This is a genomic window from Clostridium liquoris (assembly GCF_002995785.1).
In the GTDB taxonomy this organism is placed as follows: Bacteria; Bacillota; Clostridia; order Clostridiales; family Clostridiaceae; genus Clostridium_AO; species Clostridium_AO liquoris.
Genome location: NZ_PVXO01000052.1, coordinates 1 through 15,146, shown reverse-complemented (window position 1 = coordinate 15,146; position 15,146 = coordinate 1). Strand labels below are relative to the sequence as shown.

The 15,146-nt window shown below is 32.4% G+C and carries 16 protein-coding genes; 11 read left to right on the top strand and 5 right to left on the bottom strand.

Translation table 11 applies throughout. From position 1 onward, the window contains the following. Positions 1-170: 170 nt before the first annotated feature. Positions 171-521 carry a DsrE family protein gene (locus tag CLLI_RS09785; RefSeq protein ID WP_207655094.1) on the top strand — a complete coding sequence of 117 codons (351 nt, stop codon included), beginning with the start codon at positions 171-173 and terminating at the stop codon, positions 519-521. A 110-nt stretch (positions 522-631) separates the two neighbouring features. Here CLLI_RS09785 and CLLI_RS09780 read toward each other — a convergent pair whose 3' ends face one another. Continuing rightward, complete coding sequence (locus CLLI_RS09780; RefSeq protein ID WP_106064036.1) at positions 632-1,276, bottom strand: Crp/Fnr family transcriptional regulator; 645 nt, start codon at positions 1,274-1,276, stop codon at positions 632-634. Between the two features lie 107 nt (positions 1,277-1,383). On the opposite strand from CLLI_RS09780, the gene CLLI_RS09775 reads away from it, so the two are divergent. From CLLI_RS09775 to CLLI_RS09745, 7 genes are all read left to right on the top strand, one after another. Continuing rightward, positions 1,384-1,866 carry a permease gene (locus CLLI_RS09775; RefSeq protein ID WP_106064035.1) on the top strand — a complete coding sequence of 161 codons (483 nt, stop codon included), beginning with the start codon at positions 1,384-1,386 and terminating at the stop codon, positions 1,864-1,866. After that, on the top strand, positions 1,863-2,582 hold the full coding sequence (locus tag CLLI_RS09770) for a permease (protein ID WP_106064034.1): 720 nt from the start codon (positions 1,863-1,865) through the stop codon (positions 2,580-2,582). Before CLLI_RS09775 ends, CLLI_RS09770 begins: the two co-directional genes overlap by 4 nt. A gap of 167 nt (positions 2,583-2,749) precedes the next feature. Continuing rightward, on the top strand, positions 2,750-3,496 hold the full coding sequence (locus CLLI_RS09765; RefSeq protein ID WP_106064033.1) for a Crp/Fnr family transcriptional regulator: 747 nt from the start codon (positions 2,750-2,752) through the stop codon (positions 3,494-3,496). Positions 3,497-3,552: 56 nt separating this feature from the next. Then, positions 3,553-4,050 carry a methyltransferase family protein gene (locus CLLI_RS09760; protein WP_170063696.1) on the top strand — a complete coding sequence of 166 codons (498 nt, stop codon included), beginning with the start codon at positions 3,553-3,555 and terminating at the stop codon, positions 4,048-4,050. A gap of 182 nt (positions 4,051-4,232) precedes the next feature. Next, positions 4,233-4,568, top strand: a complete 336-nt coding sequence (locus CLLI_RS09755) for a cupin domain-containing protein (protein WP_106064031.1) — start codon at positions 4,233-4,235, stop codon at positions 4,566-4,568. A 207-nt stretch (positions 4,569-4,775) separates the two neighbouring features. Further along, positions 4,776-5,852, top strand: a complete 1,077-nt coding sequence (locus CLLI_RS09750) for a plasmid pRiA4b ORF-3 family protein (protein WP_106064030.1) — start codon at positions 4,776-4,778, stop codon at positions 5,850-5,852. A gap of 86 nt (positions 5,853-5,938) precedes the next feature. After that, a complete protein-coding gene (locus CLLI_RS09745; RefSeq protein ID WP_106064029.1) occupies positions 5,939-7,063 on the top strand; it encodes a radical SAM protein in 1,125 nt (374 codons plus the stop codon). A gap of 113 nt (positions 7,064-7,176) precedes the next feature. On the opposite strand, the gene CLLI_RS09740 is transcribed toward CLLI_RS09745, so the two are convergent. Together CLLI_RS09740 and CLLI_RS09735 are read right to left on the bottom strand one after the other, a co-directional pair. Continuing rightward, the gene (locus CLLI_RS09740) at positions 7,177-9,696 is read right to left on the bottom strand and encodes a glycosyltransferase (protein WP_106064028.1); all 2,520 of its coding nucleotides are present in this window, start codon (positions 9,694-9,696) and stop codon (positions 7,177-7,179) included. Between the two features lie 25 nt (positions 9,697-9,721). After that, complete coding sequence (locus CLLI_RS09735) at positions 9,722-11,071, bottom strand: glycosyltransferase family 2 protein (protein WP_106064027.1); 1,350 nt, start codon at positions 11,069-11,071, stop codon at positions 9,722-9,724. Positions 11,072-11,425: 354 nt separating this feature from the next. Here CLLI_RS09735 and CLLI_RS09730 point away from each other — a divergent pair, with 354 nt between their 5' ends. From CLLI_RS09730 to CLLI_RS09720, 3 genes are read left to right on the top strand one after another with little or no spacing between them, the layout of a single operon-like run. Continuing rightward, positions 11,426-11,788 carry a DUF2089 domain-containing protein gene (locus tag CLLI_RS09730; RefSeq protein WP_106064026.1) on the top strand — a complete coding sequence of 121 codons (363 nt, stop codon included), beginning with the start codon at positions 11,426-11,428 and terminating at the stop codon, positions 11,786-11,788. Positions 11,789-11,809: 21 nt separating this feature from the next. After that, complete coding sequence (locus tag CLLI_RS09725) at positions 11,810-12,181, top strand: SHOCT-like domain-containing protein (protein ID WP_106064025.1); 372 nt, start codon at positions 11,810-11,812, stop codon at positions 12,179-12,181. Positions 12,182-12,228: 47 nt separating this feature from the next. Beyond that, positions 12,229-12,510, top strand: coding sequence for a hypothetical protein (locus CLLI_RS09720; protein ID WP_146127089.1), 282 nt, complete (start codon positions 12,229-12,231; stop codon positions 12,508-12,510). A 127-nt stretch (positions 12,511-12,637) separates the two neighbouring features. Here CLLI_RS09720 and CLLI_RS09715 read toward each other — a convergent pair whose 3' ends face one another. Then, positions 12,638-13,993: a B12-binding domain-containing radical SAM protein gene (locus CLLI_RS09715; RefSeq protein ID WP_146127088.1), complete on the bottom strand. Its 1,356-nt coding sequence runs from the start codon at positions 13,991-13,993 to the stop codon at positions 12,638-12,640. A gap of 209 nt (positions 13,994-14,202) precedes the next feature. Next, positions 14,203-14,931 carry a DUF2238 domain-containing protein gene (locus tag CLLI_RS09710; protein ID WP_106064023.1) on the bottom strand — a complete coding sequence of 243 codons (729 nt, stop codon included), beginning with the start codon at positions 14,929-14,931 and terminating at the stop codon, positions 14,203-14,205. Positions 14,932-15,146: the final 215 nt, after the last annotated feature.

Sequence of the window (15,146 nt, the reverse complement as noted above, 5' to 3'; positions counted from 1 at the left end):
TACATACTTAATCTTATAACGCAAAGGATCTTTTAAAAAAATAAGAATTATGTCATAAAAATGATATAATGTAGTTAAAAGGTATTTTAGATTTAGAGAAATGAACAGTTGTGATAAAAATATTGTATAAGTTGAATACTAGAATAGTAAATAGAAAAGAGGTGATTGATATGGGAGAAATTAAAGTTATATTCCATATAGATGAATTGAATAAATGGAAGCTATTATTAAAGAATGTAAGTAATTTATTACATGCTGTAGATGTTGAAAAGTGTAATATTGAAGTTATGGCTAACTCAGAAGCAGTTAAGCTTTATACTATAAATGTAGATTTAAATTCTGAGATTTCAGTTATGAAAAAACTGAATAGTAAAGGAGTTAAATTTGTTGCTTGTAATAATGCATTAAACTCATATGGTATAAAAAAAGAAGATTTAATGGAGTGCGTAGATATAGTCCCTGTTGGAGTTTTAGAACTTATAAATAAACAAGCAGAAGGATACGCTTATATAAAACCTTAAAGAAACATGGGGGGTCAGGCACTTGTAAGGAAATGTAAATATTATTCTACTAGAACTTGACACAAACTGATATTCTTTTCAATTCAACAAGCCTGATAGGGTGTTTTTTGTTAATCAAGGAAATTAAGCGCAATTTTCCTATTATCAACTTCTATTAATCCATCATCTTTCATTCGCTTTAATTCACGGAAAAGTGATGGTCTTTGAACGCCAAAATGGTCAGCAAGTTGTTTTTTTGAAATAGGTAAAATGATAGTCTTAGATTTTTGGACTACAGAAAGTGCAGCAAAATAATCTATTAAATTTTCTCTTAAAGATTTCTGAGTATACATAGCAATCTTTTTATTCATTCCCTGGGAGTTTAAAGATAGTGATCTCACAAATTGCATAACAAAACTATATTCTTTCAGTAGTTCGTTAACTGCTGCTTTTGAAATGTGGAAAATGCTACAATCAGTAATGCTATAAATATTCATGGGATATTTATTTTGCTCTCCAAATAAGAGATTTGCACCAATAATACTATGCTTACTAAATTCAAATACAATTGTTTCAGAACCATTTGATGCTAGGGAATAGGCTATTAATTTCCCCGAGAGAACAATGTCCATGCCATAACATTCAGTATATTGTTCGTGTACTGTCATTCCTTTATTATATGAACGCTGAAGAATTTGCTTGTCCATAACTAAATTTTCTATTATTTTTGAATCTACACCTTGAAGGTGAGGTAGATTTTTTAAATGTTCAATCATAAATTCACCTTTTTATTTTAATTATAACAAAAAGAAACTTATGTGTCTATTTGTTTGCAAAACATGGTGTTAAAATAATTTCAATGAATATATAGGAGGATTTATACATGGATATTTTCACGATGGCCATTTGGGTTGGTACTTTGATTTTTCTTGGGGTTTCATTGGTAAAAGATAAAACCAAAACAAAGCAAGCACTTAAAATGGCTTTTGGTATGGGGAAAGGAATGGCAACAAGCATATTTTCTATTATTTTTGCCATAGGACTAATTTTAACATTACTACCACCCACAGAAATTGCGAATTTTGTTGGCAAGCAATCTGTTTTACTAGCAACGGTTTCAGCGGCCATACTTGGAACCATTACATTAGTTCCTGCATTTATTGCCTTTCCATTAGTAGGAACATTAGTAAATGCAGGGGTTGGCATAGTGCCATCAGTAGCTTTTTTGACTACTCTTACAATGGTTGGTGTGGTGACATTTCCACTTGAGAAAAAAGAGTTTGGGGCAAAGTTTACCGCTATCCGTAACGGGTTTAGCTTTTTGTCTGCAATAATTATCGCACTGGTGATGGGGGTGATTATATGACGGTTATAAATAAAATAAAAGAGAACTTATTCTTATTTTTAGTTGTTTTGGCATATATAATAATGTTTATAATAAAACCACCTATGGGCATAGAATCAATTAAAAATAGTGGCTATTATATAAAAGAAATGTTAATGATTATGCCGGTTATATTTGTACTTACAGCACTTTTAGATATGTGGGTGCCAAAAGAAAAGATTATGAAATTTTTAGGGAAAGACGCAAAAGCTAAAGGAGTGTTCCTTGCTTTTGTAGTTGGCAGTATTTCAGCAGGTCCTATTTATGCCGCATTCCCAATGTGTGTTATGCTGCATAAAAAAGGGGCATCTATTAGAAATATCATTATTATTTTAAGTTCATGGGCAGTAATTAAAGTTCCAATGCTTTTAAATGAAACTAAATTCTTGGGACCTAAATTTATGGCTATTCGTTGGATTCTAACTGTTATTGCAATAATTATTTTTTCTTGGATTGCTTCTAAAGTGCTTAAAGACGAGGATTTGCCGGGTGAAACAGTAACAAAGACAGGGCTTAGTTTAAACCGTGATGCTTGCATGGGATGCACTTTATGCGCTAAAAATTATTCAGAGATTTTTGAAATACAAGGGAGAAAGGCAATGATTAAAACATATGACAAAACTACAATTGACAAGGAAAAACTCCAGAATATGATCAAAGCTTGTCCTGTTAATGCAATTGAGTATATTGAGGAGTAAGATTTTGCTCATTTACTACGGTTATGGCAAGCTAAATTTACGATATTCCGTTTTAGGGAATATAGGTGCTTGAGTAATATTTGTAAATGGATATAATAGATATTAATATGGTGAGGTGAATGCAAAATAATTCCATGGAGAAGTATGCTTGGAATAGGAGATTTTATATGAGTAAAAACAAAGGAAAAATTCAAAGGCAAGATTATAAACAGGGGCCTTATGATCATATCCATTATCACCAGCATGGTGAAAGGCATGAAACATGTATATCTCTAGTGCCGATTTTCAATCACTTAGAAAAAGAACAAATGGATGAAATTATGGCTGTGACATATCCGGTTTCCTACAAAAAAGGAGAAAATATTTATTCTGCAGGAGATAAATCAGACTCACTTTATATCGTAAGTAAGGGAAAAATTAAAATATACAGGCTCTCTGAATCTGGAAAAGAACAGCTGCTGAGGATTCTGCATCCTGGGGATTTTACAGGTGAACTGGCTTTGTTCAGCGAAACTGTGCATGAAGAATATGCAGAGGCAATAGAAGAAACCAGTGTCTGCACAATTAGGCGTTCCAAGTTGCAACAACTTTTATTGAAATATCCTTCTATTTCAATAAAGATATTGGCTGAGTTTTCAAGTAGACTTGAGCAGTCAGAAAAACAGGCTACAGGATTTGCCACTGAGAAGGTTGAAACAAGGATAGCGCTGTTTTTGGTTGAGTGTTTGGATGATGAGAAACAATCCATGGAGGTTGTATTACCAATGAACAAGAAAGATATGGCTTCATATTTGGGAACAACACCGGAAACAATCAGCAGAAAATTGGCTGATTTGGAAGAGACGGGATACATCAAACAGATTTCAAACAAAAAAATTAAAATTCTGGATTTAGAGGGGCTACAATCGATTTAACTAGCCAGTGATTCTCAAAAAATATTTATTTCAAAAGGATGGAAGGTATTGATGATATGTATAAGATTCAAAATAGAAATAGGATGTCATACCTTGGCGTTGGACCCTGCTATGTTACAATCATTATTTTATTAGCAGCTGTTGGCATTCATATTTCAAAGGCGGGATATTTATCGGGAGGTTATTTTGAATCTCTAAGGATGACAATGTGGGTTATTGGTAGCATCATGCTTGTTTTAGGTGCTTTTTTATGCATAGAGACTATGAAAAGTGGCAAATTATTTAAAAATATAAGGAACAATAAGCTAATTACAAAAGGTGTTTTTGCATTGGTGAGGAATCCTTTATATACAGGAATCACTTTTATTGTTATGGGATTTATCTTTTGGAAAAATAACCTGTTTCTTCTTCCGCTAATTATTATTTATTGGGGAGTTATGACATTGCTGGTGAAAAAAGAAGAAAAACCCATGGAGAAAATATTCGGAGAGGAATATGGAGAATATAAGTCTAGAGTAAACAGATGTATTCCTTGGTTCCCGAAACATAAATAACTAAAAACTTTTTCGGCAATGCACAAAATTCACAGAACTTCTGAAAAATTGATTTGCGTCAAGGAAATCATATAATATTAATGCCATAATAAAGCTATCAATCATATAGCAATATGCATTTTCTGCATATTAGGTTAGTTGTTATCGGATAAATATTATTAAATATATAGGAGGAATATGTAATGAAAGTGATTAAAGTAAATGAGCTGCCATTCAAGAAGACTGGTTGGGGTGTAAAAGGCAAGCCTATTATAGACATGCCGGAAATAGGTATTGTTAATTTGGTTATGGAGCCAGGGGAAAAGGTTCCTTCCCATAAGACCCCGGTAAATGTTCTTTTTCAGGTAATAGAAGGAAGTGGAAGCATTACAATTGGAGAAGAGACACAAATAGTTGAGGCAGGGAACATTGTGGTTAGTCCGCTCCAAGTTCCACATGCTTTGGAAGCCAACCAGGATTGTGTATTTTCTGTTTATGTGATAAAAACACCTAACCCTCAAAAAAGTGCTGTGAAATAGATAAAAGTTTATAATGCTTTACATAAAAAGGTTGCAAATGCTTTTAACATTTTGCAGCCTTTTTTATATAATGCATTGTTTAAGTTATTTGCATATGATATAATTTGCTTAAAATAGAGGTTCCAGCATATATAACATATTAAATATAAACAAGCTAGTGCAGATAATGGCTTGTTTTTTGCTTGGAGGGAAATGAGGTGATATGTTTTGATTATAAGTTGTACAAAAAAATTGCAGGATGAACTTGGTATTAAACCATCTCTTTTGGTGACAGAGAATCCTATATATTCTTGGCATGCTAACGTAATTATGGTAAATAGAAGGAAAACAGTTGTACTTGTAAATGATGCAAGCCGATATAATATAATTCTTTATGGGTTAAAAGCAAAGGATTTCAGGAATATTGAAAGCACTATCCTTTTAGGAATTCATGAAACTTTTTTATCAGATGGAGTTAATGATGAAGTTATAGATAAATACATGGAAGAAGCAGGGCAAATTGTTTTCTCAAAAACACAAAATAGGACTTTGGTAGCAAGATTAAATAAAGGTTGTGAGGCAGCAGGTATCTTTTATGATTGCTATTCTGAAGATGGTATTGCACAGCCCTTAGTATCTCAAAATGCAAATAAATTTATTTTTATTGATTATTCAGATAGCTACATGCATCCGGATGAAATGTTCTATAAACAATTGCATGAAACATTCAAGCTTCCCATTATAAAGTGCAAAGCTTTGAAATTGTCAGTAAAGATGAAACTTGAAAAATTTGATATATGGCGTAACGTTATCGTTCCTCTGAAGTTTACTTTTGAAGAATTGCACAAAGTAATGCAAAAACTCTTTGGTTGGAAAGATTACCACCTACATGATTTTATGATTTTCCATGAAACTAAACCAATTATTAATATTGTAGGAAGTGAGAAAAATTTTGAATATCAAACTGACATCCCTATGGTTTTGGAAAATGGAGTGAAAATATCAGAGTATCTGCCCAAATATAAAAGAATAAATTATAGGTACGACTATGGAGATAACTGGGAACACATTATTCAAATAGAAGATATGATTTTTGATTATGATAAAAATTATGCCTATTGTATAGATGGACATGGCGATGCACCACCGGAAGATGTAGGCGGTGAGGGTGGATTCCAGGAATTTATAAAAATTATCAGTAATCCAGAGAATAAAGAATACCAACATATGAAACAATGGGCAGATAGCCAGTGGTATAAGGGTTTTGATATTGAAATGGTGAATGTGGAGCTGCAGAATATCTAGATATTCTACCACAGGGATGCCTATGAAAAAAACTTGAAACAATGGTTGAAATCATGTATTATCAAATAGTTAGGGGAGGATACATTATGAAAATTTCAAAAAAAGATGCATTGATATGGTTTGAGTTTTTTTCTATGTTGCCAGAGGACCAGGAAGTTATGACAAAACAACAAGAAATCATTTATGCTACCTTTGCACAAATTGAAGCAGCAATAGATGATAGAAATAATAAGTTAATGTCGGAAATTAGGGGCTTAAAAACCTTGAAGAATAGAACTTTTTTTGTAGGAAATGAAAGTAAATTTCCAAAGGGATGTGTTTCTTGTCTGATGGGCACTGGTTTGGGTGCAATTAGGAAAACCAACAAGTGTAATGTACAGTGTAAGTTCTGTTATAATTATGGGGAACTAGAGGATATTCCCCCAATTGGCGAAGGTATGTGGGAAATTGGGGATACAAAATTTTATGAGAAGGATATTGATTTACTTCTTTCCATCCACCAGAAACCTACTGGCGTTGCATATGTTTATTTAGAGCCATTTATGGAAATTGAAAAATACTATTCAGTTATAAAGAAATTTAGTGATGCTAAGATTCATCAACATCTATATACAAATGGTACTTTAGCCACGGAAGAGACATTGAAAGCATTAGGGGAAGCAGGTCTTGATGAGATACGTTTTAATCTAGGTGCTTCTAATTGTTCAGATAAGGTTATTGAAAATATTGGAATAGCGAAAGAATATATTAAAAATGTAGGTATTGAAACTCCAATGACCCCTGAGTTTTTCCAAGGATTTTTTAAGAAAAAGCAAGCAATCTTAGATACAAAACTTGACTTTATAAATTGTGCAGAATTGCATTTAAATGAGAACAACATAGACAACTATTATGGGGAAAACATGTATATTGCAAGGCTCGGCTATATATCCCCAATTTGGAGCAGGAAATTAACCCTAAAATTCATGAAAATAGCCGATGAAGAAAAATGGGATTTAGCAGTTCATGACTGCTCAAACTATACGAAGTTTGTCAGAGATTTGAATTTGAGCAGCAAAGAGGGTAAATGGTTCGGAGCCAGTAATTATGCCTGTGAGTTTTCCAAGATTCCATACCAAGCATTTTTACCAATACTGCGTGATGACAATTTCAAATTTTTAAGCGAGGAGGAATTGCCTAATGGCTATAAAGCAGGAGAGTTGATTTATTAGAGAGTGTTGGGAATTATAAATGCTGCGCTGCTGCTTGGGTTGATATACTAAAAGTTGACAATGTACAATAACTGTTCATTGCCAACTTTCTCATATAGTTTACTTATTTTTTATTAAGGTCTGTTATGAGGATATCCTCCCATAAGTGAGTTGTCATCATAATCGGAATTATCATCTCCACCAATAATAGAACTTGATCTATAGATTTCAGTTCCCAAGTCAAATATATCTGAATCGCATAGGTTAACGTATATCCTGGTAATGACCTGAAATTTAATATTCTGGTTATACTGATCAATAATAGGATTATTATTTATTTCAGTTTCTATTTTCATTCCGCATTTATCTTTAATATTTACCATTTCTTCACATTCACAATCTTGTTTGTGGATGCAATTATTACAGTTATAGCCATTTAATTCAAGATGGAGCAAATCAGGTACAGTTAGTGTTTTACTAGAATCTTTTTTATCTTTCAATATTATAGTAAAAGGTATGGTAATATCAAATTTACCATTGATACAATTGTTGCAGTATCGTACAACTGCATTATTGGAACCAAATGCTATTTCATTTATTTCTGGAGTAAATTCAATGTCATCAGGAATTGTACTGATTACGGAAAAAGTTTTTTCTAAAAGAGGACTTTCTTTTGTCTGTATATCTATTTCTATATTATTATACATATTTTCTTTATGTGTATTTTCTACTTCTTTTTCAGATAAAACTTCTTGGTATAAATTAAAAATATCTTTTGCTACAAGTCCACTATGAAATTTTTTTTCACACCAGCTTCTGCCCCATTTTTCTAAGGATTTACATGCTTTGGTATTTTGCAGTAATTCATTTAAATCTTTTGCAAGTGTTAAGGGATCTGCTTTTTTTATTGAATCATGATCGCCAAAATACATATTCCATTGCTCATTCATAGATTTAGGATTAATGATTCCGGTATATCCATGATTCCCCACTGCAATAACTGGCTTGCCACAACTCATGGCCTCAAGTGCCACTCTTGCAGTACCAACTACAATATTTGCATTTTGATAATAAGGCAGTACGTTAAATTTTGCACCTACTACATGAATTGCATTTCTTTGTAACATTTTATTTAGAATGTTTACTTCATGTGTGATTAAATTTTTATCAGCTCCATCTCCAATAACAAAAGCATGTAGATGTTTATTTTTATTCATTAAAATATAACATGCAAAAATAAAAGCTTCTGCAGCTAAGGTTTTCCCCCAATCCAGACGACTGCAGTAAGTTATAACCTGAGAGTTTTCAGGTATACCAAGCTGACTTGTTAAATTCTTTATTGTATGCTGAGGGTGAAAATTTTCCATATCAATTCCATTTGGAATCACCACAATTTCTCCTCTTATTCTTGAGCCTAATTTTGATTGAATTTGCTTTTTAATTGGTTCGCTTACTGCAATAATTTTAGCTGCATTGATGCAGGAAAGAAATAGTATATCATTAGGATAAAATAGGCCATGCAGCGTGACTATATATGGAATCTTGTAGCTTCTATAAATATCATTTCCTAAGCGCATACTTGCAAAAAGGTGACAGTGAAGCAAATTGATTTTTTCTTCATCTATTATTTTCTTTGTTAATTTAATTAGCTTCATAATGTTTTTATTGGAAATATAGTCGCTGGTAAAAGGAATTTTTACAACTTTTAATCCATAATGTTTGAATACTTCTACTAGTGGGCCCCCAGAGGTTCCGATAATTACATGTGCTCCTAACTTTTCCAAGGATTTTGCAAGCTCCAATACATACATCTCTGTTCCACCAATATTTAGGGCATCTATAAGCATCAATATTCTTAAGGGGCTATCTTCCTTGGATTTACTGACTACATACTGTTCCTTTTCTAAGTCTTTGTAGAGCTCCCTATATTTTATAAAATTTTGTACTCCGCTTTTGCTTAGCTGGGCTTCTACTGTTTCAGAATAACTTTTTTCATTTTGAATATGATAGGAATTTTTATGCCTTCTATAATAATAAAGAATGCTGTTCAGCTTTTCCAATCTGCCTTGTTTAAGCAAATGCAAAAATATCTGAAAGTAGTCTTCTAGCTGGTTTTCTTCTTTATGGAACTCAATTCCACTTAATAGACTTCTGCGCATCATTATTGTAGGAAATATAACTGGAGAAAATCCATTGATAATTGCATTTTCAATTTGTTCTTTGGATATATAAGCATTTTGAATTTTCTCTATAAAAGTACAGGCATTACGATAACTAGTATCATTAGTAAAACATCTGATAAGGCATGAAACCATGCCTAAATCATCATTGGATTTAAGGTAATTGAGTTGTTCATAAAATCTGGTAGGAGAACTAATATCATCTGGATCATGAAATGTGATAAAATCTCCCTGTGCTTGCTGTAAACCATATTTTAATGTATTAAATAAGCCTTCATGTTCTACAAAGGCATGATAATGAATTCTGTCATCCTGTATTTTTTGTATTTCTTCTTCAATATTTTCTATAGAATTGTCATTAATAATAATAAGTTCCCAGTTTTCAAAGCTTTGATTACATATGCTTTTAATGGATTCAAAGATATACTGCTTACAATTGTATACTGGCATAATAACACTAATTTCTGGCTTCATAATCATTATTCACCTACTTTTTTATCTATTGATAGTATAGAATGTCAGATAGATTCTCTACTCTGTAGCCATGGTGTAAAAGATTAAAAATAAATTCAAAGTCTTCTGCACCATCAATACGTTTATTAATACCTCCAGTTTTATCTATAATTTCGCTGCGAAAAAGGAGCGTATTAAAATTCATGCAAGGCATAAAATCAACGGTATAGGAATATTCAATATCATCCTTGAATTTTATATAATCTCCACTGTCATTATAATTTGTACCTACAACACTATACATGAAATTGTTCCTTAAAAACCCAATCTGTTCTTCTATTCTTTTTGCATGGCTTTTACCTCCAACATTGTGAAATGCTATAAATTCTCCTTTAGAAAGGTAAGCCCCTATATTATAAACCCAAGGAAATCCAACTTCCCTTGGCAAGGGGAAATATACTAAATCTTTAAATTTACCATTATTTTTATATGGTTCTGCCCAATTGCTAATAAAGTCTTCTGTATTAATATCAGGCTGCTCATCTATAATAACTAATTCAAGATTATCGTAAGTTTGGGAGGCTATACTCTCCAAGGTTTCCTTGACTTTATCCGATATACCTTTTATTGGTACAACAATACTTGCTTGGCCCTCATTTTTTTTCCTTTTTTCTTTATAATTATTAGTTACGGTATCGTCCTCATAAAGACTACGTGAAAATTGCTTATCATGGTTTCTGTAAAAAAACAGGTTTTCATTTAAGTTCTCAACGATAAAGTCATGATTTACAATATTACTTACAAAAAAGAAATCATTAGAAAATAGAACTGCTTTATTGAAACCAATGATTTCATCTATAATATAGGCACGGATCATAAGTGTGCCATAGCACACACAGTGCCTAATATCAACCTTATAGTTTCTTTCAATTTCATTTGTATCAAAACTAATCCAGTTGCTGGTAGATATAATATTTGATATATCATGCCGAAAAGATGAAAATACAGTGCCTAATGCAGCAGTATCAGGATGTTCCTGAAGATATTTTACCTGCTTTTCAATTTTTTCCTCATGGCTAATGTCATCGGCGTCGTGAAATACAACATATTCTCCTTTGGATAGACATAAGCCAATATTTACAGCCCACTCGAAACCAAGATTTCTTGGCAGCCGTATATATATAAAATCCGCAAACCTATCTGAATTTTTAGTATGCCATTCATTTACAATAGTTTTTGTGTTATCCTGTGAACAATCATCTATTAAAATAATCTCTATATCAGAATAGGTTTGCCTTTTTAAACTTTCAAGAGTATCAATTATATAGCCATCATAATCATAGGCAGGGATAATTACGCTTACAAGTCCTGCTGCACGATCATATAACATTGTCATTTTATATCACTCCTCCAGAAGTAAATCATTTTTTAAATCCAGTTTACATAGGATATATCAAGTAATTCATTGAAACTGTTCAAAAAAAGCGTTTTATTAACATCCCATAATTAATATATGGGCAAAATCATAAAACGTTCTATTTGCTCGTACTCTCAATGTCAATATAGCCTTGACAATGTTTAATGAAATTTAAGGATTGTTAAGAATTCTGTTTATCAGGTTATCTAATTCAAATAATTAATTAATAAATTAATATATTTAATGTTTAAACAAGTAAATATTAATAAGATTAATATTAGTATTGATTTTTTAAATAATGGTAGTATAATGAAACCATGGAGAGTGATTAGTATGGCATACAAAATAATAACAAAGTGCCCTGTATGTTCTTCAAAACTTATTGTTACAAAACTAAAATGCAAAAAGTGTGGCACTGTTATTGAAAATGACTTTGAATTATCCAAGTTCTCTTATTTAACCATGGAGCAGCTAAATTTTATTGAGGTCTTTATAAAATGCCGTGGTAATATTAAAGATGTTGAAAAGGAACTAGGGATATCTTATCCTACAGTTCGAGGTAAGCTGGAGGATGTAATTGCATCCTTTGGATATACACAAATCAAAGAAAAAGAGGATAACAGTGCTGATGTGATTGATAAGCTTGAAAATGGAGAAATTACAGCTGAGGAAGCATTAGATTTATTAAGAAAATAGTATTTAAAGGAGTTGTATTAAATGAATGAAGAGGTAATGAGAGTATTAAAAATGTTGGAGCAGGGGAAAATTGATGCTGAAAAAGCCCAGGAGTTAATAGAAGCTTTAACTGCAACAAAAAAGATTGTCCCAACTGCTGAGAACAATATAGATAAAATGCTTAAAATTAAGGTTAATTCATCAACTGGAGATGACGTAAATATAAATATACCTGTAAAGTTTATAAAAACTTTAGGGAGTGCTATTAAGAGAATACCTAAGGTAGAAGGAGTAGAAGGCATTGAGGACATAGACATTCAGGCTATTCTCCAAGCTGTAGCCGAGGGATTAGATGGAAAGATAGTAGACGTGAAAAGTGAAAAGGGTGACAACGTTGAGATTGTTGTTGAATAACAGCATTGTATGCACAGGTAGTAAAATTCTTCTGTGCAGAAAAAGGGATGCGAAAGGGAATAGTTGCAATGAGAATTTATATAAGAGAAAAAAATGGTAAGAGTTTTTTTATTCCTGTACCTTTAAGTATTGCAGGTGTTGCTTGCAAAATAGCTGATTTTGTACTTAAGAGGGTAGATAAGCATTTTGATGCTAAGACAAAAGAAATATTGGATTGTGTAGATTTCCGCGAACTTGCAAGGAGCTTGAAATATTTGAAAGACTACAAGGGGCTGAAAATGGTGGAAGTAAAATCACAGGGAGGCGATGAAGTAACCATAATTCTGTAATGGAAACAAGTACCAGGTGCCTGACCCCTTTCAAAAAATGGAAGTTCAGGCACCTGACCTACATATATTAACTGATCCTACCTTAATTTCTGTATCTAAATCATTAAAGGTTGAATATCAGATATTACTAAAAACCATGGTTCAATCTATAAAATAAATTTCCATTGCTTTTTTCCGATAAATGATTAAAATATGGTACTCCAAACCTTGTAAAAAACCAAAATGCAAGTCTTCGTATCCCTGCATCAAATCCATAGGTTTTAAGTATTTTTAATGCACCGTTGAAGGAGTAGAAACTTTTAGCGGCTTTAAAAAATTCCCTTTGTAAGTCAGCAGGAGATATTTTTGAAGGTTTAAAAACAACATTTGTCATATCATAATATTCCCATTCTTTTGTTAAAATTCTTCCTTCTTTTTCAAACTGATCAAATACAGGAGTACCAGGGTATGGTGTAAGCACAGCCGGTTGAAGCTGATATGCATTTATGTCTTTGCAAAACTGTACAGATCTATCTATATCTGATATATTATCATAATCAAGACCTAATACTATGCTTGCTATAATCTTAATTTTATACTTGGACAATTTTTCACCACATCTTTTAATATCCTCAATACTTTGTCTTTTATTTACATAATCCAAAGATTCTTGATTTAAGGATTCTATGCCTATAAGAGTCCTTCTTAAATGAGCTCTGCTCAAAAGATCCAAGAGTTCTTCATCATTTGCCATATCAGTTCTTCCAAAGAAAAAAGTTTCTTTGAACACAAGATCATTGTCTATCATTTTTCTTAATATTTCTTTGGCTCTTTTTTTGTCTGCAGTGAAGTTATCATCTTCAAAGTTTACATATTTAAAACCTGCTTTTTTATAAATTTCCAATTCTTTAATTACATTATCTGGTGTTCTGGTTCTATATGGATAAAACATTCTAGAAGTTGTACAAAAATTACATGAAAATGGACACCCTCTTGAAGTCATAACATTTGCTGCTTTTGCAGGTGTCTTTAATAGTGTATAATCAGGGAAAGGTATTTCATCGAGATTTTCTACGGGAGTTCCATAGACTATTTTATCTTTCATCTTGCCATACACAACGTCTTCAATTACACCTTCTCCTTCTCCAACTATTACCTGATCTGCATGAAGAAGTGCCTCTTCTGGCATTGCAGATGCATGCATACCGCCAATCAATACTCTTTTTTTCATTTCATTCCTGAAAAAGTCACCTATATCATAAGCACGTTTTGAATTACAAGTCATGGTATATATACATACAACATCTGCATAGTCCATTTTTGAGTAATCAGGGTCTGTATATAATTCTTCATAACATTCCACATCACAGCCTGAATTTTTCAAAATATGACCTAGTATTAAAGGACCCGTAATATTGTTTTTGTGTCCGTAAGTGTTTCCTCCAAACCTATAAAATGAATTTCTCCTGATGTCTGCCGCAGGAGTTATAAAAATAACTTTCATAGTTACAACACCACCTTATGCTATGTAAAAAATTAATAAATTCTATTTAGTATATTATAATTCTTTTAAAATACAATAGTATGACATAACAGTTAACTTTTAATTAACTTTATACCAAGTGCCTGACCCCTTTCAAAAACTGGAAATTCACGTAATGAAAAGGATGCTCAGCTTGTATTGAGCATCCCTTTCGTTACATTATTCTCAAACTATAGGCTGTCCCTATTATTCTCATTATTCTTGCGTTTGAACATGAATCTTTCATGCCAGTTTTTACCGTATTTAATAGAGATATAGCCTATTACAGACATGGCAAAGGCGCCAATACAGTCTACCAACAAATCGGTCATTGTATCTGTTAGGGCATAGTGTCCTACGAACAAGGTTCCGTCCTCTGCTCCGAATTTTTGCATATTGGTTCCTAATATTCCATCTGCGGCATACTCATAAAACTCCCAAAAGACACCAGCAGTTACAGCAAAGCAAAAGGAGAAAAATGCGACAAATATAGGTGTAAGATAAACCGGGACTTTTTCTGTTTTGTTCAGGAAACTTATTACGGTAAATCCTAATGCACCCATCATAGCACCACTGAAGGTGTGTAAAATCATATCCCAGTTGGGAATTCTGTAATAAAAGTTCTTTACTTCTCCCAAATAAATTGCGCAATAAAGAAATACAGAATATACAAATATCATATTTGTTGGTATGCTTACTTTCAAACGTCTTTCTGTAAAGCCCGGAAGCAGCATTGCAAATGTGCCCAGTATACACTGCAAAAGCATCAAAAAGTAATCACTCTTTACCCTTATATCGGGATTATGAAGGGGTGCAACTGTGGGTGCCATAATCATTTTGACTGTTACAAAAACGGATGATAATATCATTGTTATAAATACAAATTTTATAAAATTTGGTTTGTTAAATATTTTTTTCATTCTTTAGCCTCCTTCTTTAACCGCTGCCGGTATCACGACAGTTTAAATTATATCACTTTTATACATTCAATGCATATGAGACTGTGGCATTGTTTGTGTCAAGTTAAAGTGGGCAATTTATTTTTTGAATTTTTCCCATTATAAATTCAGTTGAAAATTTTATCCAATAGGGCTTCGCCCGCGGCCCGAAAGGGCGTACTTATCCCCTTAATTTT

What these genes read in the sequence shown, in the direction of transcription:
- CLLI_RS09725 (WP_106064025.1), top strand. Translation starts at nt 11,810, where the DNA reads ATGAATGAAGAGGTAATGAGAGTATTAAAAATGTTGGAGCAGGGGAAA.
- CLLI_RS09775 (WP_106064035.1), top strand. Translation starts at nt 1,384, where the DNA reads ATGGATATTTTCACGATGGCCATTTGGGTTGGTACTTTGATTTTTCTT.
- CLLI_RS09730 (WP_106064026.1), top strand. Translation starts at nt 11,426, where the DNA reads ATGGCATACAAAATAATAACAAAGTGCCCTGTATGTTCTTCAAAACTT.
- CLLI_RS09755 (WP_106064031.1), top strand. Translation starts at nt 4,233, where the DNA reads ATGAAAGTGATTAAAGTAAATGAGCTGCCATTCAAGAAGACTGGTTGG.
- CLLI_RS09765 (WP_106064033.1), top strand. Translation starts at nt 2,750, where the DNA reads ATGAGTAAAAACAAAGGAAAAATTCAAAGGCAAGATTATAAACAGGGG.
- CLLI_RS09715 (WP_146127088.1), bottom strand. Translation starts at nt 13,993, where the DNA reads ATGAAAGTTATTTTTATAACTCCTGCGGCAGACATCAGGAGAAATTCA.
- CLLI_RS09760 (WP_170063696.1), top strand. Translation starts at nt 3,553, where the DNA reads ATGTATAAGATTCAAAATAGAAATAGGATGTCATACCTTGGCGTTGGA.
- CLLI_RS09770 (WP_106064034.1), top strand. Translation starts at nt 1,863, where the DNA reads ATGACGGTTATAAATAAAATAAAAGAGAACTTATTCTTATTTTTAGTT.
- CLLI_RS09720 (WP_146127089.1), top strand. Translation starts at nt 12,229, where the DNA reads ATGCGAAAGGGAATAGTTGCAATGAGAATTTATATAAGAGAAAAAAAT.
- CLLI_RS09740 (WP_106064028.1), bottom strand. Translation starts at nt 9,696, where the DNA reads ATGAAGCCAGAAATTAGTGTTATTATGCCAGTATACAATTGTAAGCAG.
- CLLI_RS09780 (WP_106064036.1), bottom strand. Translation starts at nt 1,276, where the DNA reads ATGATTGAACATTTAAAAAATCTACCTCACCTTCAAGGTGTAGATTCA.
- CLLI_RS09785 (WP_207655094.1), top strand. Translation starts at nt 171, where the DNA reads ATGGGAGAAATTAAAGTTATATTCCATATAGATGAATTGAATAAATGG.
- CLLI_RS09735 (WP_106064027.1), bottom strand. Translation starts at nt 11,071, where the DNA reads ATGACAATGTTATATGATCGTGCAGCAGGACTTGTAAGCGTAATTATC.
- CLLI_RS09710 (WP_106064023.1), bottom strand. Translation starts at nt 14,931, where the DNA reads ATGAAAAAAATATTTAACAAACCAAATTTTATAAAATTTGTATTTATA.
- CLLI_RS09745 (WP_106064029.1), top strand. Translation starts at nt 5,939, where the DNA reads ATGAAAATTTCAAAAAAAGATGCATTGATATGGTTTGAGTTTTTTTCT.